20 protein-coding genes, 1 tRNA gene and 1 pseudogene are annotated in these 20,651 nt (G+C 66.1%); 10 read left to right on the forward strand and 12 right to left on the reverse strand.

Annotated elements, in window-relative coordinates; all coding sequences use genetic code 11:
- The first annotated feature begins 172 nt into the window (after positions 1-172).
- Positions 173-937, forward strand: coding sequence for a proteasome-type protease (locus ACU0DV_RS01150; protein WP_283982593.1), 765 nt, complete (start codon positions 173-175; stop codon positions 935-937).
- Positions 938-947: 10 nt separating this feature from the next.
- Here ACU0DV_RS01150 and ACU0DV_RS01155 read toward each other — a convergent pair whose 3' ends face one another.
- Positions 948-1,844 (reverse strand): cation diffusion facilitator family transporter, encoded by an 897-nt coding sequence (locus ACU0DV_RS01155; RefSeq protein ID WP_283982594.1) that lies wholly within the window; start codon positions 1,842-1,844, stop codon positions 948-950.
- Between the two features lie 92 nt (positions 1,845-1,936).
- Positions 1,937-3,103 (reverse strand): winged helix-turn-helix domain-containing protein, encoded by a 1,167-nt coding sequence (locus ACU0DV_RS01160; RefSeq protein ID WP_446242135.1) that lies wholly within the window; start codon positions 3,101-3,103, stop codon positions 1,937-1,939.
- A 150-nt stretch (positions 3,104-3,253) separates the two neighbouring features.
- Here ACU0DV_RS01160 and ACU0DV_RS01165 point away from each other — a divergent pair, with 150 nt between their 5' ends.
- Positions 3,254-3,697, forward strand: coding sequence for an acyl-CoA thioesterase (locus ACU0DV_RS01165; protein ID WP_283982596.1), 444 nt, complete (start codon positions 3,254-3,256; stop codon positions 3,695-3,697).
- Positions 3,698-3,979: 282 nt separating this feature from the next.
- On the opposite strand, the gene ACU0DV_RS01170 is transcribed toward ACU0DV_RS01165, so the two are convergent.
- On the reverse strand, positions 3,980-4,861 hold the full coding sequence (locus ACU0DV_RS01170) for a hypothetical protein (RefSeq protein ID WP_446242134.1): 882 nt from the start codon (positions 4,859-4,861) through the stop codon (positions 3,980-3,982).
- An 80-nt stretch (positions 4,862-4,941) separates the two neighbouring features.
- Here ACU0DV_RS01170 and ACU0DV_RS01175 point away from each other — a divergent pair, with 80 nt between their 5' ends.
- Positions 4,942-6,588, forward strand: coding sequence for an ABC transporter permease (locus ACU0DV_RS01175; protein ID WP_446242133.1), 1,647 nt, complete (start codon positions 4,942-4,944; stop codon positions 6,586-6,588).
- Between the two features lie 343 nt (positions 6,589-6,931).
- Positions 6,932-7,007: transfer RNA gene (locus ACU0DV_RS01180), tRNA-Thr, on the forward strand.
- Between the two features lie 556 nt (positions 7,008-7,563).
- On the opposite strand, the gene ACU0DV_RS01185 is transcribed toward ACU0DV_RS01180, so the two are convergent.
- From ACU0DV_RS01185 to ACU0DV_RS01210, 6 genes are all read right to left on the reverse strand, one after another.
- On the reverse strand, positions 7,564-7,890 hold the full coding sequence (locus ACU0DV_RS01185; RefSeq protein WP_446242132.1) for an antibiotic biosynthesis monooxygenase family protein: 327 nt from the start codon (positions 7,888-7,890) through the stop codon (positions 7,564-7,566).
- A gap of 10 nt (positions 7,891-7,900) precedes the next feature.
- A complete protein-coding gene (locus ACU0DV_RS01190; RefSeq protein WP_446242131.1) occupies positions 7,901-8,665 on the reverse strand; it encodes a ChaN family lipoprotein in 765 nt (254 codons plus the stop codon).
- A gap of 9 nt (positions 8,666-8,674) precedes the next feature.
- Entirely contained in the window at positions 8,675-9,457 is a 783-nt protein-coding gene (locus ACU0DV_RS01195) for a heme ABC transporter ATP-binding protein (protein WP_446242130.1), read from the reverse strand.
- Positions 9,454-10,521: a FecCD family ABC transporter permease gene (locus tag ACU0DV_RS01200; RefSeq protein WP_446242129.1), complete on the reverse strand. Its 1,068-nt coding sequence runs from the start codon at positions 10,519-10,521 to the stop codon at positions 9,454-9,456. The genes ACU0DV_RS01195 and ACU0DV_RS01200 overlap by 4 nt, the downstream gene beginning before the upstream one ends.
- Before the next feature lie 3 nt (positions 10,522-10,524).
- Positions 10,525-11,379 carry a heme/hemin ABC transporter substrate-binding protein gene (locus ACU0DV_RS01205; protein WP_446242128.1) on the reverse strand — a complete coding sequence of 285 codons (855 nt, stop codon included), beginning with the start codon at positions 11,377-11,379 and terminating at the stop codon, positions 10,525-10,527.
- Positions 11,380-11,589: 210 nt separating this feature from the next.
- Positions 11,590-12,648, reverse strand: coding sequence for a hemin-degrading factor (locus ACU0DV_RS01210; protein ID WP_446242127.1), 1,059 nt, complete (start codon positions 12,646-12,648; stop codon positions 11,590-11,592).
- A gap of 199 nt (positions 12,649-12,847) precedes the next feature.
- Between ACU0DV_RS01210 and ACU0DV_RS01215 the strand changes: the two genes are divergently transcribed.
- The 6 genes from ACU0DV_RS01215 to ACU0DV_RS01240 all read left to right on the forward strand — a co-directional run bounded on the left by ACU0DV_RS01215 (position 12,848) and on the right by ACU0DV_RS01240 (position 18,032).
- The gene (locus ACU0DV_RS01215) at positions 12,848-14,896 is read left to right on the forward strand and encodes a TonB-dependent receptor plug domain-containing protein (RefSeq protein WP_446242126.1); all 2,049 of its coding nucleotides are present in this window, start codon (positions 12,848-12,850) and stop codon (positions 14,894-14,896) included.
- Positions 14,897-15,070: 174 nt separating this feature from the next.
- Positions 15,071-15,511 (forward strand): hypothetical protein, encoded by a 441-nt coding sequence (locus ACU0DV_RS01220; RefSeq protein WP_100927440.1) that lies wholly within the window; start codon positions 15,071-15,073, stop codon positions 15,509-15,511.
- Positions 15,511-16,188, forward strand: coding sequence for a MotA/TolQ/ExbB proton channel family protein (locus tag ACU0DV_RS01225; protein WP_446242125.1), 678 nt, complete (start codon positions 15,511-15,513; stop codon positions 16,186-16,188). The genes ACU0DV_RS01220 and ACU0DV_RS01225 overlap by 1 nt, the downstream gene beginning before the upstream one ends.
- 25 nt (positions 16,189-16,213) lie before the next feature.
- The gene (locus ACU0DV_RS01230; RefSeq protein ID WP_446242124.1) at positions 16,214-16,558 is read left to right on the forward strand and encodes a biopolymer transporter ExbD; all 345 of its coding nucleotides are present in this window, start codon (positions 16,214-16,216) and stop codon (positions 16,556-16,558) included.
- On the forward strand, positions 16,558-16,944 hold the full coding sequence (locus tag ACU0DV_RS01235) for an ExbD/TolR family protein (protein WP_446242123.1): 387 nt from the start codon (positions 16,558-16,560) through the stop codon (positions 16,942-16,944). Before ACU0DV_RS01230 ends, ACU0DV_RS01235 begins: the two co-directional genes overlap by 1 nt.
- The gene (locus tag ACU0DV_RS01240) at positions 16,941-18,032 is read left to right on the forward strand and encodes a TonB family protein (protein WP_446242122.1); all 1,092 of its coding nucleotides are present in this window, start codon (positions 16,941-16,943) and stop codon (positions 18,030-18,032) included. The genes ACU0DV_RS01235 and ACU0DV_RS01240 overlap by 4 nt, the downstream gene beginning before the upstream one ends.
- Before the next feature lie 151 nt (positions 18,033-18,183).
- On the opposite strand, the pseudogene ACU0DV_RS01245 reads toward ACU0DV_RS01240, so the two are convergent.
- The 3 genes and pseudogenes from ACU0DV_RS01245 to ACU0DV_RS01255 form a co-directional block, all read right to left on the reverse strand.
- Positions 18,184-18,752, reverse strand: a pseudogene (locus ACU0DV_RS01245) (IS481 family transposase); the annotation flags it as partial.
- A 13-nt stretch (positions 18,753-18,765) separates the two neighbouring features.
- On the reverse strand, positions 18,766-19,908 hold the full coding sequence (locus ACU0DV_RS01250; protein ID WP_446242121.1) for an alpha-hydroxy acid oxidase: 1,143 nt from the start codon (positions 19,906-19,908) through the stop codon (positions 18,766-18,768).
- A complete protein-coding gene (locus ACU0DV_RS01255; protein WP_446242120.1) occupies positions 19,908-20,651 on the reverse strand; it encodes an SDR family oxidoreductase in 744 nt (247 codons plus the stop codon). Before ACU0DV_RS01255 ends, ACU0DV_RS01250 begins: the two co-directional genes overlap by 1 nt.

Below are 20,651 nucleotides of genomic sequence, written 5' to 3' on the forward strand. Positions count from 1 at the left end.
ACGCGCCCGGGTCTCGCGTCACCTGACGGGCGCCAAAGCCCAAACCGTGTCATTCCTGCCCCGGCAGGGCGCTGTGACCCCGCGACATATGCGATTGTCCGGACATCACACTTGATAACGCCGCCAACCAACCCCTAATGCTTGGTCCTTGTCGTGAGTCGGAAAGCAGAAGATGACCTATTGCGTGGGAATGATGCTCGATGGAGGCATGGTGTTCATGTCGGACACCCGGACAAATGCCGGGCTCGACAACATCTCCACCTTCAAGAAGATGACCATCTGGGAAAACCCCGGAGAGCGGGTCATCACGCTCCTTTCCGCCGGCAACCTCGCCACCACGCAGGCCGTCGTCTCCGAACTCGATGAGCGGCTGAAGGCGCCGTCCGAACGCTCGCCCTCGCTCTTGGCCGTGCCGTCGATGTTTCAGGCTGCGCGCCTAGTCGCCGACACCCTGCGCGAGGTCATCGACCGCCACGCCAACGTCGGCCAGCGCGCCGACACCGCCTTCAACGCCACGCTCCTTCTGGGCGGGCAGATCGCCGGCGGGCCGATGCGGCTGTTCCTGATCTACCCCGAAGGCAACTTCATCGAGGCCGGTGGCGACACGCCTTTCTTCCAGACCGGCGAGATCAAGTACGGTCGTCCGATCCTCGTGCGCGCCTACGATCCGAAGATGACCTTCGAAGAGGCGATGACCCTCCTGCTGGTCAGCTTCGACTCCACCGTGAAGGCAAATCTGACCGTTGGCCTGCCCTTCGACTACCACTGCTACGAGAAGGACAGCCTGAAGATCGGCCACACCGGCCGCGTCCTGCAGGACGATCCCTACTTCCAGACGGTCAGCCAGGGCTGGGGCAACGCCCTGAAGGACGCGCTGGAACAGCAGCCGAAGTGGACCTTCGACGACGCGCAGAGAAACCCGGAAGACAAGGGCTAGGCCGGGCGCCTCAGCCCTCGTCCACCGGGATCACGCCGCTGTCCTTCGACTTGTGGTCCGGCTCCACGTGGATGGTCGTGCGCACGTCCGGCACCGTGCGGGCCATTTCCCGCTCCACCCGGTCGCAGATCTCGTGGGCGTCGAAGACGGTCATCTCCCCCGGCACCACAAGGTGGAATTCCACGAAGGTCGCGCTGCCCGCGTGGCGGGTCTTCAGGTCGTGCGCCTCCACCGCGCCGGTCGCCTGCGCCGAGATCACCGTGCGGATCTTCTCCTGCACGTCCTCAGGCACCGCCTCGTCCATAAGGCCCGACAGCGAGGCCATGACCACGGTGTAACCGGACCACAGGATGTTCACCGCCACCAGCGCCGCCATGACCGGGTCGAGCACCCACCACCCGGTGAACAGCGCCAGCAGCACGCCGACCGCCACCCCGCCCGAGGTCACAACGTCCGCCCACAGGTGCCTGCCATCCGCCACCAGCGCCGGAGAGCGCAGCTTCCGCCCCTGCCGCACCAGCACAAAGGCCCAGGCCGCGTTCAGCGCCGTGGCCCCGATGTTGACCGCAAGGCCCAGCAGCGGTGCGTCCAGCGGGCGCGGCGCCCAGAACCCCGTCCAGGCCTCACGCAGGATCAGGAGCGCCGCCACGATGATCAGCACGCCTTCCAGCACCGCGCTGAAGTATTCCGCCTTGTGATGGCCGAAAGGGTGGTTGGTGTCGGCGGGCATCGCCGCGACCCGGATCGCGATCAGCGCCGCCAGCGCCGTGGCAAGGTTCACCGTGCTTTCCAGCGCATCGGACAGCAGCGCCACCGATCCGGTCAGCGCCCAGGCCAGCAGTTTCAGCGCCAGCACCACGAGGCCGAGGAGGAGGCTGCCGATGGCCAGTTTCAGCTTGTTCGACATGCGCCCGACACCCCGCTCACCCAGTCCCGCGCGCGCCCCGAAGGGGCCCGCCCGCGCTTCGCTTACAGGGGCGGGCAGGGGGCCTCAACCCGTCATTGCCGCCAATGCAGGCGAACCTCCGCCACGCCGGCAAACCGGGCCAGCCGCGCCAGTTCCGCCTCAAGCCGCGCCATGCGCGCCGCGCTGTCGCGCACGCCCGGTTCCTGCCACAGGCGCGTCACGTCCAGCACGCCCCGCGCCCGGTCGGCCTTGGCCTCCAGCCGCCCCACGAAACGGTCGCCCTCCAGCAGCGGGAAGACGTAGTATCCCCACTGACGCTTTGCGGCGGGCACGAACATCTCCACCGTGTAATCGAAGCCGAACAGCCGCTTCAGCCGCACCCGGTCGCGGATCGCCGGATCGAAGGGGTTGAGGATGCGCAGTCCGCCGCCCGGGGGGCGGACCGCCTCCAGCCGGGCCTCGATGTCCGGGGCGGCCAGCGCCTTCGTCCATGTGCCGTCCGCCGACTCGACCTCCACCGGGACCCACCACGCGGCGTCGCGTTCGGCCCAGTCCGCCACCTCGGCCACCTCCGCCGCCTCCCAGAACTTGCGCACCTCGCCGGTGGTGGCAAAGCCCAGCCGCTCCAGCGCCGCGCGGCACAGCCAGTCGAGCTGTTCGCGGTCGGACACCTCCGCGCGGCGCAGATCCTCCGGAAAGACCCGCTCCGCCAGATCGTAGACCTTGGTGAACCCGTCGCGGTGGCAGGTCGCCAGCTCGCCCGAATACCACAGGTAATCCAGCGCCTTCTTGTGCGGCGGGCGCACCCACATCTCGCGCTTGCCCTCCACCTTCGTGTCGAAATGCCGGGTCGACAGCGGCCCCTCGTCCGCGATGCGCCGCTTCACCTCGTCCAGCAGCGCCGGGTCGAACCCGCCGTACCATGCGGACCGGCGCACCATCTCCCGCTTGCGCCGGAACTGGCGCTGCCACATCGGCAGGAACTCCATCGGCAGCACCGAGGCATCGTGGGTGAAATGCTCGAACACCTCGCGCCGCGCCATCATGCGGTCCAGCATCGGCTCGCGGTAGTTGCGGTTGCGGCTCCACAGGATGTGGTGATGGGCACGGCTGACCACCTGGATGCTGTCGAGCTGCACGAAACCCAGCTCGCGCACCATGGCGGCGGGGTCCGGCCTGCCTGCGGTCGGGGCATCCAGCCCGTGCGCGGCCAGCCACAGATGCCGGGCCGCGCGGTTGGGGATCTTCAGGGGGTTCACGGGGCCTCCGAACGTCTTTGGCGCCAAGGTGCAATGAGAACGAAAGGGGATCAACCCGCTTTATGCGGGTCCGGTGCGCGCATCCCGCGCTATGGACCCGCAGCGATGTTTGCTACCGTTCCCACCCGAACCTGCAAAAAGGAGAGCGCGATGGCGGCCCTTGTTTCCTTCCGATCCGTGGTCGACCCCGCGCATTGCGACTTCCTCGGCCACATGAACGTCTCGCGCTACTTCGCGGCCTGTTCCGACGGCGTCTTTGCCATCCAGTCTGAAATGGGTCTGACCGCCAGCGACATGCGCAGCGGGCGGCGGCTGTCCTTCGCCGTGGTCAACGCGCAAAGCGAGTTCCGCGCCGAGCTGACGGCGGGCGATGCGATCCGGCTGGAAACCTCCATCGTCACGGTCGGCACGAAGTCGATGACCTTCCGGCACCGGCTGATCCGCTCGGACGGCGACCTGCTGGCCTTCGAGACGGTGTTCAAATGCGTGATGCTGAGCCTCGAAACCCGCCGCGCGGTCGAGGTGCCCGACGATGTCCGCGCCGCGGCAGAGCACTGGTTGGAGCCTGCCGGACAGGCCCGACAGGGGGGGTGAAACCAGGCCGCGGAACAGGTTAACGAAAAAGATTTCCGCGCAACGGTTTGCCGGCCCCCGACTCGGGGCAAAGGTTAACAACCGGCCGGGAATCGGGGTCAAATCGGCCGGTTCGGCCCTTAATGCTGGGGGACCAGACGTTAAGATCCGTTAACCCGTTGCGAGTCCGGGGCAGGGGCCCCACCACATCCTGTGGCCAAACGACCGTGCGCCCCGTTAGACCCCCGAGCGCCCCGTTCACACGAAGGCGAGACGCGTTAGGTTTAATGGTCTCAGGCGCGTTCAGGGCGTGATCAGCGTCACACCCGGCATCCGCGCGATGGTCTCCAGATCGTCCTCGTAGATCTCCGTCAGCATGTCGATATAGGCCGCATCCCAGCCGGGCAGGTCCACGTCCTGCTCGATCTCCTCGTCCATGGCATACTTGTCGAGGAACGCCGCCATCACCCGCCGCTTCTGCCGCTCGTTGATGCCGGGGTTCTCCGCCAGGAAGGCGCGGAACCGCTTCATGCCTTCCTTGTCGATGATCTGCGCGAACAGATCGAAGGCGCCGCTGATCTTGCGGGTCATCTCGATCCCCGCCATCTCGCGGATGATCTGCCCCCAGATCAGCGGAGTATCCTCGTTGCACCAAAGGGTTATGGGCACCTGCGGCAGCGCGTCCCGGATCCGCCGGATCAGGTCGGACCAGCGCAGATGCATCGGATCGACCCCCGCCATGAAGGCCCCGAAACTGTCGTGCGGGGTGGCGGCAAAGGCCGCCGGAAGGAAGGTCGCCGGGTCGCGCAGGCCCATGTAAAGCTCGACCTCGTCGCCGTCGAAGATGTTCACCAGCGTCTGCAGCCGCGCCTCTGCCTTGAGGTACAAAAGCCCGTTCTGGAACATCAGCTTCGGCACGGAAAAGAAGTTGTCGTTCGACAGCACCAGCCGGTCGATCTTGCCCGGATCGTCCTGGATGATCGCGTCCAGCAGGATCTCGCGCGTTTCCGCGGACGGCTCGGTGCCCTTCAGAATGTTGATGGAATCGCCCAGTAATTTCCGGTACTTGGAAGGGCCGGGGATGGCCACGCCCTCGTGCCGCCAGGCTTCCGCATTGCGCAAAAGACACTTCAGCAGGCGGTCTTCGTCCGTGCAATGCACGCCGGTATGGAGGATCACCTGCATGGGCGGTTGGTCTTTCGGTTGCTCGACGTTGGCACTATAGGGATTTACCACGGGAGGAACACCACGCAAATGGGGCCCAGATGGCACTGACCGAGACACCGATCCGCCGCATGCGTCTTCCCAGCCGCTGGTCCGTGGGCGCCGTCCTGATCGCCGTGATCGTCGTCGCACCGATCGTCGCGGTTCTGGGCATCGCCCTGTTTCCAAGGGAAAACATCTGGCCGCACCTGCTGTCGACGACGCTGCCGCGCTACCTCTGGACCACCGCGCGGCTGATGTTCGGCGTGGGCCTGATCGCCGCGATGGTGGGCACCGGCGCGGCCTGGATGGTGGCGCGCTACGACTTCCCCGGACGGCGCTGGCTGGAATGGCTTCTGCTGCTGCCCCTGGCGATCCCGGCCTATGTGGGCGCCTACGCGCTGGTCGACTTCCTCGAATACGCGGGGCCGGTGCAGACCGGGCTGCGCAACCTCTTCGGCTGGCAGACCTCGCGCGACTACTGGTTCCCCGAGATCCGATCCCTCGGCGCCGCGATTCTGGTATTGTCCGCAGCGCTTTACCCCTACGTCTACTTGCTGGCCCGCGCTGCCTTCCGCGAACAGTCGGCCTCCTCCGAAGAGGTCGCCCGCTCGCTCGGCGCAGGCGCCTTCGGGCGGTTCTGGCGCATCGGCCTGCCGCTGGCCCGGCCCGCCATCGCCGCCGGCGTCGCCATCGTTATGATGGAAAGCATCAACGATTTCGGCACGGTGGACTACTTCGCCGTGCAGACCCTGACCACCGGCATCTTCTCCGTCTGGCTGGAGTCCAACAACGCGGGCGGCGCTGCGCAGATCGCGTCTGTCGTGCTGCTGCTCGTCGTGCTGCTCGTGGTGCTCGAAAAGGTCTCCCGCCGCCGGATGCGGTTCTTCAACCTCTCCACCCGGCACCGCCCCGCCATGCGCAAACCGCTGACCGGCGCGCCCGCATGGATCGCCACCGCCGCCTGCGCCTTCCCGCTGGCCGTGGGCTTCGTGCTGCCCGCGGGCGTGATCCTCAGCCATGCGCTTGATAACGCGGAGTTCTGGACCGATACGGCGCTCTGGCGGGCAGGGCTGAACACCGCCGTCGTCGGGGGCTCTGCCGCGATCATCACCGTGCTGGCCGCGATCTTCCTCGTCTACGGCGTGCGCCTGTCGGGGCAGAAGCTGCCGCGCCTCCTGATGCCCGTAACCACCATCGGTTACGCCGCGCCCGGCGCCGTGCTGGGGGTGGGCATCCTGATCCCGCTTGCCGCCATCGACAACACCATGGCCGACGCGATCTGGGGGGCGACGGGCTGGGACCCGGGGCTCGTGCTGACCGGCACCGCCTTCGCGCTGATCCTCGCCTACTGCGTGCGCTTCTTCGCCATCGCGCAGGGCGCAGCGGACGCCGCCATGGGCCGCGTCTCCCCGAACCTGCCACTGGCCGCCCGGTCGCTTGGCCGGAGCGAGGGGCAGGTGCTGACCGCCGTCTACTACCCGCTGATGCGCGCCTCTGTCGCCTCGGCCCTGCTGCTGGTCTTCGTCGACTGCGTGAAGGAACTGCCCGCAACCCTTCTGCTGCGCCCCTTCAACTACGAAACGCTGGCCACACGGGTGCACGAGAAAGCCTCCCTCGAAGCACTGGGTGAAGCCGCCCCGGCGGCGATCCTCGTCATTCTCTTCGGACTGGCAGCGGTGGGTCTGCTCGCGCGCGCGAACCGGTAAGGGTTTCTTCAGGTTTGAAACGCAGGATGGTCGCCACGCGCAGGACGGTCATCCTCGATCCGGTGCCGGAGCAGTGGGTCGCCGCCGTAACCAGGACCCGGTCATCGCCCGACCCGCCATCGACACGGTTCCACGCGCACAGACCTTGGCCGTGCCGTTGTCGCCGTAGCGATGGTTCGCCGCGCCACAACCCTTGACGGTCTCGCGAGGCAGCGCGGCATTACTCAAGCCCCCCCATTCGCCGCCGCCCGACCCGGCAAAGGCGCCCCGCAAGACCCCGCGATGAACTTTGCCTATCGACAGGGAATTGGGATGGTGGTAGTCCGCACACCACCCAGCGAGTGCCCCTATAGCTCAGCTGGTAGAGCAACTGATTTGTAATCAGTAGGTCCGCGGTTCGAGTCCGTGTGGGGGCACCAAATTTCAAAGAAATATCAGATGTTTAGGGGCGCAATTCAGTTGGCGCCGTGTATGCGCGGCTTTGGCTTACCACAGGCGTGCCTGCACTGGATGACAAGATGGGCGGAGAGCAGAACTTCGCTGCGCATCGCATGAGCGACCGCGAAGCGCAGGAAGCGGTCAGTTGACGCGGCCTTGGGGCGAGGCAAACCCCCTAGGTTTTGGCGGTCCGGATGAGGCGCACGGTACGAACACGGTCCTGGCTGACGCTGCCTCAGCCCCCAGTGCTTTGAATCCAGCCACGGGTGCATGTTGGGATGCGCCGATAGCGCCGCGTGAAACCTTCGCAGTCCCTCAACATTAACCAGCCCAGTGGATCCGGCGTGGCGTCGCCGTGATGCTCGCTCAGTTGCAGGTGAAAAGTACCCAGTCGCACCGAGGCATAGCGTGTCGCGCCCGGGTGGAAGCGGTACTCGCCCGACAGTCGAACTCGAATCGGTCAACGTATAAGGCGCGCCAGTGCTGCATCGAAGGTGCGGAACAACGGCGCGCTGTGGCTGACGCGCAGGGGCAGGGTCACGCGGGAAGCTTGGCGTCGATCTGCTGGATCGCGGTGAACCCTTCGAAGCGCGGCGCACCTTCGTGCAGCTTGCGTGTCTGGCCCGCACGGGCGTGGGAGGCGCGGAATTCCCCGCTGGTGGTCCAGGCGCGGAAATGCGCCTCCGTCTGCCAGACCGTGTGCGAGGCATAAAGAACGCGGCCGTCCGTCTCGGGGCCCTTCAGCATGTGAAAGGACACGAAACCCTCCATGTCCTGAAGGCGGCTCTCGCGGCTCAGCCAAAGCTCCTCGAACTCAGCGGCGTTTTCCAGCGGCACGGTAAAACGGTTCATGGCAAGATACATGGGGGCGTCCTCAGTTTGTCTTCAGGGTGTTGCAGGGGTCATCGCGCGCTGCGGGCGGCACGATCCGGATTTCGTCGAAGGGCACGCCGCTGTCTGCTTCAACGAAGCCCAAGGCATAGGTGCTTACATCCGGCGCGGCGCGGGCGATCATCGCAGGGATTCCCCAGTCGGTACGGGCATGGCCATTGCCGGCAATCACTGCCACGGGCGGACCGTAGGTCTCCAGCGCCTCCAGCGCTGCCCGGGCGAAGACCGCGTCGCGATAGCGCTGGACCGCGACCATCCCGTCCATCATTTCCAAAGGCATAGCCGCGCAATGCGCCTCGAACTGAAGCTGCCTCCTCGCCTCCAGCTGGTCCTCCGGCAAGTCCGTGTCGAGCCCGAAACGCCCGGCATCCGGCCCGAAGAGCGCGGCGGCACCGTCGGAATAGACCCTGCGCACCGCCTCGCGCGGGGCGGCGGCCCCCACGATGCGCGCGTCGCCCAACCCGTCGAAGATCGGCGCATAGATTTCGAAGTCGCTCCAGCCGCTGGCCTCCCATGCGTCGGCGATAGCGTCGCGGTTGGCGTCGGCCACGCGCGCCTCCTCTGCGGTCAGCATCTCGAAGACGACAGCGGTGGGTTCCAGGTCGCTCAGGACGGCAGCCTGGCCCAGATGTGCGTCCGGATTGTCATGGACCTCGCCCAGAATGACGATATCGGCCACGGGATCGGCCAGCGCGGGTATCGCGAGAAAGAGCAGCAGGGCAGTAGGGATGGAGGCGTTCAGGGGCATTGCTTTCTTTCAGGGAGTGGCCGCATGCGGCAGGATATAGGGTGTTCCGACCGGTGGCGGCGCCGAAACGCGCAGGTCACAGCCGTAGGCGCGCGACAAGATGCCATCGCAAAAGACCTCGCGCGGCGTGCCAAAGGCCAGACGCTGACCCTCCGCCAGAACGGCGACACGGTCGGCGAACATCGCGGTGAGGTTCAGGTCATGCATGACGGCGATCACACCCCCGCCCGCGCGGGCGAAAGTGCGCGCGATCTCCATGACTTGCAACTGATGCGCGATATCGAGGCTGGAGACCGGCTCGTCCAGCAAGAGCCAGCGCGGCCGACCGTCCTCGACCGGGGACCAGACCTGCGCCAGCACGCGGGCCAGCATCACACGCTGCGCCTCGCCACCCGAGAGTTCCTGAAAGGTCCGTTCGGCGTAGTGGTCAAGGCCGACCCGGGCCAGCGCCTGCATCGGCACCTCTGGTCGATCCCCGGCGGTGCCCGCCTGCACACCCAGCCGCACGACTTCGAGCACGGTAAAGGGAAAGGCGAGCCTTGAGGCCTGCGGGAGCACGGCGCGCTCGGACGAAAGTTCCCAGGGTTTCAACCCGTCGATGTCGCGCCCGTTCAGCATGACGCGGCCCGAGTATGGCAGTGACGCCGTCAGCGCCCCCAGCAGCGTCGACTTGCCCGAGCCATTCGGCCCGACGATGGCGGTAAATTCGCCTGGCTCTGCGCGCAAAGACACTCCGCGCAACGCTTCGCGACGCCCGTAGAACACGCGGATATCCTCGGCAATCAGGCTCATAGGTCCACCAGTCCGCGACGCTTCAGCAGGATCCAGAGAAAGACCGGCGCGCCAAGCACGGCGGTGACGATGCCGATGGGCAGCTCGGCGGGGGCGATGACCACGCGGGCGATCACATCGGCGAGAATAAGCATGGTCGCGCCCAGCAGCGCCGCATTGGGCAAGAGCGTGCGGTGATCGGGGCCGGAGGCGAGGCGCAGCAGATGCGGCACGACGATGCCGATAAAGCCGATCCCGCCTGCGACGGCGACGGCGGCGCCGGTGGCTCCGGCGACCGTCAGTATCGCAACGGATTTCATCCGTTGCACGTCGATGCCGATTTGGGCGGCTGTGGCCTCTCCCAGCGCCAGCCCGTTCAACCCGTGCCCAAGGGTGAGCGACGCGGCAAGCGCCAGCAAGACCAGCGGCCCGGCGGCCAGCACCTTGGCCCAGCTTGCCCCGGCGAGCGACCCCAGCCCCCAGAAGGTCAGGTCGCGCAGCTGGCTGTCGTCGGCGATATAGACCAACACCCCCGACAGCGCGCCCGCCAGTGCCGCAAGCGCGATGCCCGCAAGCAGCATCGTCGCTACCGAGGTGCGACCGTGGCGGGTGGCGACCTTGTAGAGCAGGAGCGTCCCACCCCAGCCGCCAAGGAAGGCGGCGATCGGTACGAGGTGCGGCCCGACCAGCCGCGCGAGGCTCAAGGGCAGCAGGCCCCCCAGGACGATAGCGAGGATCGCGCCGAGGCCCGCCCCGGCGCCAACGCCGACGATGCCGGGATCGGCCAGCGGGTTGCGGAAAAGCCCCTGCATCACCGCGCCGGAAACGGCCAGCGCCGCCCCCACGAGCGCCCCCATGGCCAGCCGGGGCAGACGGATGTCGAACAGGACGACGCGCTCCATCCGGCTCAGCGCCTCGCCCTGCGCCAGCTTGGCCAGCAGGGTGGTCAGGCGCACGTCTGTCGCTCCGGTCTGCAGGCTCAGCGCACAGGCCACCAACAGCGCGGCCGCCAGCAACCCGTGCAGCGCGCGGGCCCGTGCCAGCCTGTCTCGCGGCGGCGTGAAACTGTCCGTTATGATCGCCACCGCTCAGGCCTCGTCGCCATATAGCGCCGCGTTGAGATTGCGCACCGCCTCTGCCGTGCGCGGGCCGAAGCCCAGCAACAGCAGCCCGTCCATGCGCACGACGGCACGGGCCTGCGCCGCCGGGGTCAGACGGATCGCGGGCATCTCGAAGAGGGCATCGTTGTCAACGCCGTGGCTGCCGCCGCGCGTCATCATCAGGATGACATCGGGCGCGGCCAGGCCTACTGCTTCGTCGGTGATCTGCTTGTAGCCTTCGTACGCCGTGACCGCGTTGACGCCGCCCGCCATGCGGATGATTGCATCCGCCGCCGTGCCGGTGCCGCTTGCGTTGATCTTGCCGCCCTCGGTCGAGAGCACGAAGAGCACCCGCTTCTTCTCTGCCTCGGGCCGGTCGGCGTCGCCAATTGCCGCGGCGAGCGATTGGTCGACCTCGTCCTTCAGTTCACCGGCTTTCTCGGGCACGTCGAGCGCCGCGCCGATCACCTCGATCTTGTGCAGGATCCCTTCGGCGTCGAGCGCGTTCGGCACCTCGACGAATGCCACGTCCGCCGCGCGGATCACGTCAAGAGCCTCGACCGGACCCGCGCCTTCCTCGGAGAGAATGAGCGAGGGGCCGACAGAGAGCACGCCTTCAGGCGACAGCGCTCGCATGTATCCCACGTCAGGGAGCGCCATGACGTCGGGTGGATAGCTGGAGGAGGTGTCGCGCGCTTTCAGCCGGTGCTGCTGACCCAGCGCCACGACGATTTCCGTTACGGAGCCGCCGATGGAGACGACATCGGCATGGGGGTTTGGCACGCCCGAACTTTGTTGCGCGCCAACGTTCAGCGCGAGCAAAGCCACAAACATTGACACCATGAGCGCCGTATAAGCCGCAAAATCACCAGACCTGCCTGCCTTGCAAAACATCTCTTCGAACCCTTTTTTTGTATCGTCGGCATGCTACTGCTGCCGTTTTCCCTGCATCTGGAACTGTCCGGCCAGAAACGGCAGCGTCCGTTTTTCGTGGTCACGAATACGACGACGACTGCCGTGGCTATGCCGCGCAGGCCGTTGCGCCAAACGTCGTCACGCAGCCACGCTTTCAGCGGCGGGAAGCGCCTCCACGATCCGCGCCCAGTCGGCGCGTGAATCGCGGCCTTCCTTGCCGAGGCCGAAGACCTGGAAAATGATCCCGCCTTCGGCGTCGAATGCTTCGACCGAGACCGCCGGGCCGCGCTGGGTCGGCTTTTCGACGGCCCAGACCTCCGCCACCTTGTCGAGCCGCAAGTGCAGGTTGAAACCCGGGTCCATGATATTCTGCCATGGCCCCATGGGCTTGAGGGTGCCGATCTTGCCGGAATGGATCTGGATGCAGCCGCGATTGCCGACAAAGATCATCACCTCGATGCCTGCCGCCTGTACCGCTTCCAGCATGGCATTGGCCGCGGAAGGCTCCAGCGCCCGCACGAAAGGCGCGCCCGCGATGCGGTAAGCGCCCAGACGGTTCATCTTGAGCCTGGAACACAGACGGAGGAACTGGTGGGTATCGGTCAGCTTCGCCCATTCCGCGCGCAGCATGTCGACCTTGTCGGGGCGGGCCTTCGCGGCCTCGGTGGGCGTGCGAGGTGCGACCTCCTGACCTTCGGACTGATCGTCCAGCGCAAGCTCCGCCACGATCCCTTCCCACAGGTCATGGTTTGATCCGGCGCGAAGGTGAATCTTGTGAACCGCGTCGCCCGCTGCATCGAAGATCTGCAACGAGCGGCGCGGGGGCTGCCCTGCGTCTGTCTGTGTTTCGACCGCGTAGGCATGGACCCAGTGCGACGGGAAGATTCGCAGGTCGATCTCCTCTGTCAGGGTCATCGCGGCGTGTTCGCCCGGATGGTAATTCCCGTAGGTGCCGACCTTTTCATGCACGCAGGCGCTGACACGGGTCAAAGCCATGACCTCTCCCAGCCGTTCGGCGGCGGGAACGATCAGGTCGGGATGGGCTGCGATCCGCGCTGTGCCCTGACCGATGCTGGCGGCGACGAGCTGCGCTTCGGAAATACCCATGGCATCTGCGGCATCGCGGGCGCGCAGCTTGGGATTGTCAGCCAGAAAGGCACGAATGGCGGAAGGGTCAGACAGGGCTTGCTGCGTCATGGGCATCCTCGGAGGGTTCAAGTGGTCCGATGGCTGCGCGCGGAGGGAAGCGGTGCGTGGCTGTCTCAAATTACTTGACTGTTTTAGTGCGATAAGGTTAACGCTGCAACCCATCGCGATAATGGGTATCGCAAAATAATCACAACCGCCCCGCAAGCCTTCGCAAGCCATGGCCTAAAACTCACGAAGGATGGCGCGAATGCTCACCTCCCTGATGCGCGGCACGACCGCGCTTGTCTGCCTCTCACTGGCCATGCCGGCCATGGCGCAGGACAGCGACCCCGGCTTTCTCGGAACACTGGTTCTCACCGGCGGCAAGCGCGACCTCAGCTTTGGCACAGCGCTGTCGCGAACGGTCGTTGACGAGGAGGAAATCCAGGACCGGCAAGCCAGCACCGTCGCGCAACTTATCGATTCGGTGCCCGGTGTCACGCTGGTGAACGGCACCACGCCTCAGGGCTCGGGGATCAACATCCGCGGCTTTGGCGCCAATACGACCTACGGCAGCGACCAGAAGATCGCCGTCATGATCGACGGCGCCACGGTCGGTTCCGAAGAGATCTACCGCATCGGCACGCAGCTGTTCACCGATCCGCTCCTCTATCGTCAGGCGGAGGTGCTGCGTGGGACCATCGGCAGTTTTGCCTACGGATCAGGTATCGTTGGCGGCGTGGTGAAGCTGGAAACCAAGGATGCTTCGGATTTCACCGGCGGTGTGCCGGGGTTCGGCGGCTCGCAAACGCTGGAATACAGTTCGAACGGCGATGGTTTTGCCACCTCGACCAATCTCGCGTGGATGCCGGCTGAGGGCGCAGAGTTCCTCCTCAACTATACGCTGCGCGACCAGGATGACCTGACCGCCGGAGACGGGAAAACCATCGGCAACAGCGCCTTCCGCACGCCTTCCTACCTCGCCAAGGCGAAGTTCACCTTCGGCGCGGACGACTCTCATTCGCTGACCTTCAGCCATTCCCGCACCGTGGCCGATGACAAGAACGTGCCCTACGACCAGTTCCAGACCTCCGCCGCTTCTTTCGGAAGCGTGGACCGGTTGACGGATACGGAGCAAAGCACGCTGGAGTACCGTTACAATCCCGCGAATGACCTGATCGATCTGACCGCCACGCTTTCCTATGCCGACCAGCAGATCGACACGACCTATATCGACGGCAGTTCGGAATACCAGTTCGGGTCGGCGAAGGACTTCTGCGCCAGTTCCTTCACCGGGGTGGTCTGTGCCGACAACCGTTACCAGACCAAGAAGCTGACGATCTCCAACCGCGCGCTCTTCGCCACAGGGATGGTGCAGCACGACATGCTGGCCGGGGTCGAGGCCATCCGCAAGGAGCGGCTGAACGCCTCATCGGCGCCGGGCGGCACGGATCGGCGGCTGGCGGCCTTCGTCGTGGACGAGATGACCATCGGTCAGGTCACCGTCACGCCCGCGCTGCGGTACGAATCCTCGCGGCTCGAAAGCTCCGAGACGCTGGTCGGAGTGCCGCAGAACTACGAAAAAGATGCGCTCATGGGCGGGCTGGCGCTGGGATATGACTTCGGCAACGGTTTCTCGGTCTTTGGCTCGGCGGCCTATACCGAGGGCCTGCCGCTGATCGACGACCTGGGCGCCTCCGCGACGTCCCAGCGCCGGCTGGACATGACGGAGAAATCCAAGACCTTCGAATTGGGCGCGGCCTACACCGGGATGGATGTCTTTGCGCGGGGCGACAACCTGACCCTGCGCGGCAATCTCTACAAGACGGAGCTTTGGGACATCACCACGTACACCGCATCGGGCGACACCTCGACGGACCTCGACCGGGTGGAAACCAAGGGGGTCGAGCTGGAAGCCTCCTATGGCATGGCTTCGGGTCTTTACTTCGACCTCGCCGGGCACGTCGGCGAAGGCACCGAGTTCGACCCCGATGGCACCAGCGCCGTATGGCGCAACAGCGCGTCGGACCGTGTGCAACTGGCCATCGGCCGGAAGTGGGACGACCGTCTCGACCTGAGCTGGGAAGTCGTTCATGCCACTGACCGCCGTGATTCCGCCGGTGCCGACCTGTCGGACGCCACGGTCCACAACCTGCGCGCCACATGGCGGCCCGCCGATGTGAAATGGCTGGAGGGTTCGGAAGTGCGGTTCGGCATCGAAAACGCGCTGGACCTCGACTACGTCGGGCATCTGTCCTCGGCCACGCGCAAGGCGCCGGGGCGTACCTTCAAGGTGGCACTCACCAAGTCCTTCTGAGGCCCGCAGGACCGGGGGCATCCCCTCCGGTCCACTTAACCAAGCTATCTCATCGGGTTAAGGCGTGACCAGAAGCGCAGCCCGCCTCGGGCTTTCATGTTCAGCCAGCCCGGTGGGAACGCCCCTCATCACGGTGCCAGCTATATACCCGTCCTCATGCAGGAGACCGCAAGAATGCCACGTGCATTGACTTCGCTACTTGCCGTGACCACCACCGCGCTGCTGGCCTTCCCCGCCCAGGCGCAGGAGGATGCGTCCGACAAGCTGACCATCGAACTGAACTCCATCGAAGCGCAGGACGGCAATTGCCGCATGAGCTTTGTCGTCTTGAACGGCTTTGAAACCGACCTGAAATCCGCCGTCTTCGAAGCGGTGCTCTTCGACAAATCCGGTGCGGTGGACCGGATGACCCTGTTCGACTTCGGGGCGCTGCCAGCGATGCGGACCCGTGTCCGGCAATTCGTCGTGCCGCAACTCAACTGCGACACCCTCGGGCAGGTACTGATCAACGGCGCGCAGACCTGCGAAACGGATACCGAAACGACCGCCGTGGAAGATTTCTGCGGCAAGGCGCTGAACCTGCGCTCGCGGATCGACGTGGAGGTGATCGGCTGATGATGGAGTTGCGGAATGCGATCGAGCGGATCTATGACCTTGGCGGGCCGGTCGTGCTGCTGCTCTGCGCCATGTCGGTCGTGGTGCTTTCGGTGGTGCTCTACAAGCTGTGGCAATTCCATTCGGCTGGTGTCGGGCGGCACAGGGCGCTTGGGCAAGCGGTGGCAGCATGGGACGGTGGGGATCGGTCCGATGCGCGGCGGCACCTCAAAAGATCGACAAGCTACCTTGCTCCCGTGATCGCCATGGCCATGGCCGGGCAAGAGGACGGCGCGCGGCTGGAGGCGGAGGCAGAGATGCGCTTTGCCAGCCTGGAGCGTGGATTCCGACTGCTCGATTCCGTGGCGCAACTGGCGCCGCTCCTGGGGCTTTTCGGCACGGTGCTCGGTATGATCTCCGCTTTTCAGGCGCTGCAAGAGGCGGGCAGTCAGGTCGATCCCTCCATTCTGGCTGGCGGCATCTGGGTGGCGCTGCTGACGACGGCGGTGGGGCTGGCCGTGGCCATGCCCACCTCGGTCGTGCTCAGCTGGTTCGAGGCGCGTATGGACAAGGAACGCGTGCTGGCGGGGCAATCTCTGCGCGCCATCCTGTCGCCCGCCGGAAGGGATCAGGGCTTCGGCACACAGCAGGGGCGCATGCCCGAACCGGTCGAACCGCGCAGGCCGTCCCATGCGTAAACGCACCCGCCGTCGCAGGCTCTCGATGACCTCTCTGATTGACGTCATCTTCCTGCTGCTCCTGTTCTTCATGCTGAGTTCGACGTTTACCCGCTTCTCCGAGGTCGAGCTTGCGGCTGCTGGAGCCGGTGGCGCTCCGGCGGCCTCCAGCGACGCGCCTCCCTTCTTTCTGCGTCTGGGTGCGGAGACGCTGGATATCAATGGCCGCACCGTGGCGCTCGACACGCTCCGCGACGGTTTCGGAGAGACGCAGGACCCCGTCGTGCTCGTCGCTCTGCGGGATGCGGTCAGCGCGCAGCGACTGACGGACCTGTTGGTGGCCCTGCGGCAGGTGCCCGGGGCCAAAGTTACAGTGCTGGAGCAGTCCTGATGCAACGCCGCCGCCGCACATCCGACCGCGAACCCACCACCGCGCTCATCAATATCGTCTTCCTGATGCTGATCTTCTTCCTCGTCGCGGGCACTCTCGCGCAACCGCTGGACAAGGGCCTCAACCTCGTGCGCACCGCGGACCTCGACAGGCAGAGCCCGGCGAATGCGTTGGTCGTACATGTGGACGGGCGGATGACGTATCGCGGTGCCGAAGTCGTCTCCGCCGAGGCACATCTGGCCAGTCTCACAGAGGAAGAGCGCGTTCGCGTGCGGATCGTGCCGGACCGCGACCTGCCGGCGCAGGACCTGGTGCAACTGGGGCGCGCGCTTCGCACTGCCGGGGCCGAAAGCGTGGTTCTGGTGACAGAAAGGGGGCTGGAATGATCGCGCACTCCCATCCGGTGAAACTCGCCGCGGCGCTGGTCGCCACCAGCGCCCATGCGGCGGTCGCGCTGGTGCTCCTGACCGGCGAGCCTGTCCAGACCGAAGGTGCGGCGGGCAGGTCCGAGGTGCAGTTGGGCGCGTCCTTCGCGGATCTCGTGGCCGGAACGATGCATGCTGCGGAGACGGAGGATCGACTGGACCCTACAGCAGCGCAGCCCCTTGCCGCGGCACAGGATGAGGTGCAACCCGCTGACAGGGCGCAGACTGAGCCGCTGGCCCCTGCCGAACGCCCCGAGACCGCGCCGCACCAACGCCCCCAAACGATCCCAGGCGAGACACCGCGCGAAAGTGCCACGGTCATGCCGGAGGCGGCAGTTTCTGCGCCGCTTGATACCTTGAGCAACGTTGCGCTCACCCCGTCTGAAAAGGCACGACCCGAGTCTCTTCCGGAGCGCATTGCCGCTTTGCCCGTGCAACCCCTGCAGGCGATGCGGCCCGAGGCTTCCGCAACCGGTCCCTTGATGGCGACGCCGCCGGTGGCCGAGACCGAGTCCGTATCCGGTGAGACCCCAACCCATGCCAGCGTGGCGCGGTCGCTGCGACCGCCGCCCGCGCGCACCGCGGCCTTCGAGGAAACCGTCGCCCCCAAGGCCAAGGCCTTCGAAGCCAGGCAGCGCGCAGCCCAAACTGCAAGGACAAAGGCGGCCTCCACAGCCCCACGCGGCAACGCTCAGCAGAACGCCCGCGCCGGATCGACCAACGGGTCGCGCCAGGCGACCAACCGCCAAAGCGGGTCCGGCGACAGCAAGCGGCAGGCGACGGGCAATGCGGCCGCAAGCAACTATCCCGGCGTGGTCATGTCCTGCGTGTCGAGGGCGGGAAGACCCAATGTGTCCGGTGGCGGCACGGCGCGCGTGTCATTCAGCGTGAGCACCAGTGGCCGGGTTACGGGCGTCGGTCTGGCTGGTCGGTCGGGCAATGCTGCGCTCGACCGCGTGGCGGTTCAACTGATCCGCCGTGTTGGCTCCTGTCCGCCGCCCCCACCGGGCGCTCGGCGCAGTTTTTCCATCAGCATCACCGCCCGATGATTTCGGTTCCTTTTTCGACCTCGTTCAGGGAGGTTCGAAGGCGTCTGTTCTCGGTCCCTGTCTCGGCCTCTTCCGCTTTGGCCTACGTGTGACACTTATCTCGGCGCGTATTTGCCGCGATGCATCGTTTGAAAGGGTGAGACGGCGCGTTCCGCTTGACGGTTGCGTCCTTGATCGTGCGGTTGATGCGCTGGATTTGGCCGTTTGCCGACGGACGGTTCGGCCTCGTCAGGTGATGCTCCATTCCAACCTCCTCATAGGTGATGTCGAAAAACATCGGACGAAAAATGGATCGTCTTGCGGTTTCGCGGCAGTTTGGCGAACTGGATGCCCTTATCTGATAGGATCGTGTGGATCCCTTAGGGCAGGCCTTGGAGGAGAAGCTCCAGAAGCTCCCAAGGCCGTCTTGCGGTGCGCCTTCTCGATCAGTCGGGTCACAGCGAATTTGCTGGTCCGGTGAATGGCCACATGGAGAAAAAGCTTGCCCTCAGCGGTCTGCACCCCGGCAATGTCGATGTGGAAGACCCTAATCGGGTAGCGTTTGAGCCTTGGACGTCTGGGCTTGTCGCCCTCGATATCCGGCAAACGCGAGTTGCCGTGCCGCTGAAGACGCCGATGGAGCGCCGGCCGCGTCAGGTGCGTGATCGTGGGGTGTAGCGCATAGAGGGAGCCGTCCAGCGGCAGCAGCTTATACCGCCGGAACGCGCCGACGATCACTTCAACTGACTGCCTCCTACGTTCGCGACCGCGCCAGGTGCTCGGGGCCGACGTCGCCGAAGTGGGGGACGCCGAGTTGGCCCAGGGCGCGCACCAGTTCCAGTTCGAGGATCTCCACCGCCCGGGCTGCACCATGCGCGCCGCCTGCGCCCACGCCGAAGGCGAGTGCCCGTCCGGTCAGGGCGAAGTCTGCCCCCAGGGCCTTTGCGCGCATGAGGTCTGCACCCCGCCGGATGCCGCTGTCCACGAGGACCTTCATCCGGCCCGCGACCGCCTTTGCCACGCCGGGCAGAACGTCCGCAGTGGCTGGGCCGAAGGCAACCTGGCGGCCGCCGTGGTTGGAGACGACGATGGCGTCGCACCCGGTCTCGGCGCAGCGCAGGGCATCGTCGGGGTGGAGGATGCCCTTCACCAGCAGCTTGCCGCCCCAGCGGTCGCGAAGCCGCTGCAGGGCCTCCCAATCGAAGGTCGGCGTGATGAGGGTCTTCTGAACCTCGGCGTAGGACGTCGCGGATTGCAGTAAGTCGGCATAGTTGGCGATGTTGGGTTTTCCGTGAAAGAGCGTCTCCAGCGACCAGCGGGGATGGGCCAGGAGCCCCAGCGCGACCTCCGGCGTGATCCGGAACGGCACGGCCAGCTGGTTGCGGATGTCGCGGTCCCGCTTCCCGGCGGCGGGCACATCGGCGGTGACGAGCATCACGTCGTAGCCTGCAGCCTCGGCGCGGGACACGAGCCCCTCCGTCACCGTGTCGTCGCCCGAGACGTAGAGCTGGAACCAGCCGTTGCCATCCGCGGCCTCGGCCAGCGCCTCCAGCGTGGTTGAGGCGGCGGAGGAGGCGACATACGGCAGGTTCTCTTGCTTGCAAAGCCTCGCCAGCGCGAGGTCCGCCGCCGGCCAGAAGGCGTTGAGCATGCCGATGGGGGCCATGCCGAAGGGGGCATTGTAGGTCTGACCGAAAAGCTCCGTGCGCGTGTCGATTTTCGAGACGTCGACCATGTAGCGCGGCACCAGTTCCACCTCCTCGAAGGCGGTGCAGTTGCGGCGCATGTTGCGTTCGGACTCCGCGCCGCCATCAACCAGATCGAAGGCAAAGCGCGGGATGCGGCGACGCGCCATGTCGCGCAGATCGTCGATGGAAGCGGCACGGTCCAGTCGCATCAGATCGACCACCCGCCGTCCACGGCAAAGGCCTGCCCCGTGGTGAAACCCGCCAGATCGCCGGCAAGATAGCAGACCATCGCGGCGATCTCCTCCGGCTTGCCGAGGCGGCCCATGGGCTGGCGGGCGGTAAAACTGGCCAGCGCCTTGTCGAAGTCGCCTGTCGCGCGCAGCCGGTCTTCGAGCGAGGGGCTTTGCACGGTGCCCGGGCAGATCGCGTTGCAGCGGATGCCGTCCTTCACGAAATCGGCGGCGATCGACTTGGTCATGCCGATGATCGCGGCCTTGGAGGCGCCGTAGGCAAAGCGGCGCGGCGCGCCTTTCTCACTCGATACGATGGAGGCGATGTTGACGATGGAGCCTCCGCCGCTTTTCAACATTCCCGGCAGGACGGCCTTCGTCAGCCGGAAGAGGGCTTTTGCGTTCAGGTCGAACGACCGGTCCCAGACGGCATCGTCGCAGTCGAGGATGCTGCCGTCATGCACCCATCCGGCGCAGTTCACGAGGATGTCGACCGGCGGCAGATCGGCGATCAGCGCCGCGACGGCGTCTGCGTCCAGCACGTCCAGTCGGTGCGCGTCGATCCGGTCCGTCCCCTCGGCAAGCCGGGACACGCCGTCGCCGTCGATATCGGTGGCGATGACGGTTGCGCCGCGCGCGGCCAGCGCCTCGGCAGAGGCGCGCCCGATGCCGTTGGCGGCGGCGGTGACGAGAGCGGTCTTGCCCGCAAGTGTCTGTTCCAT

The organism is Sagittula sp., from assembly GCF_052825245.1.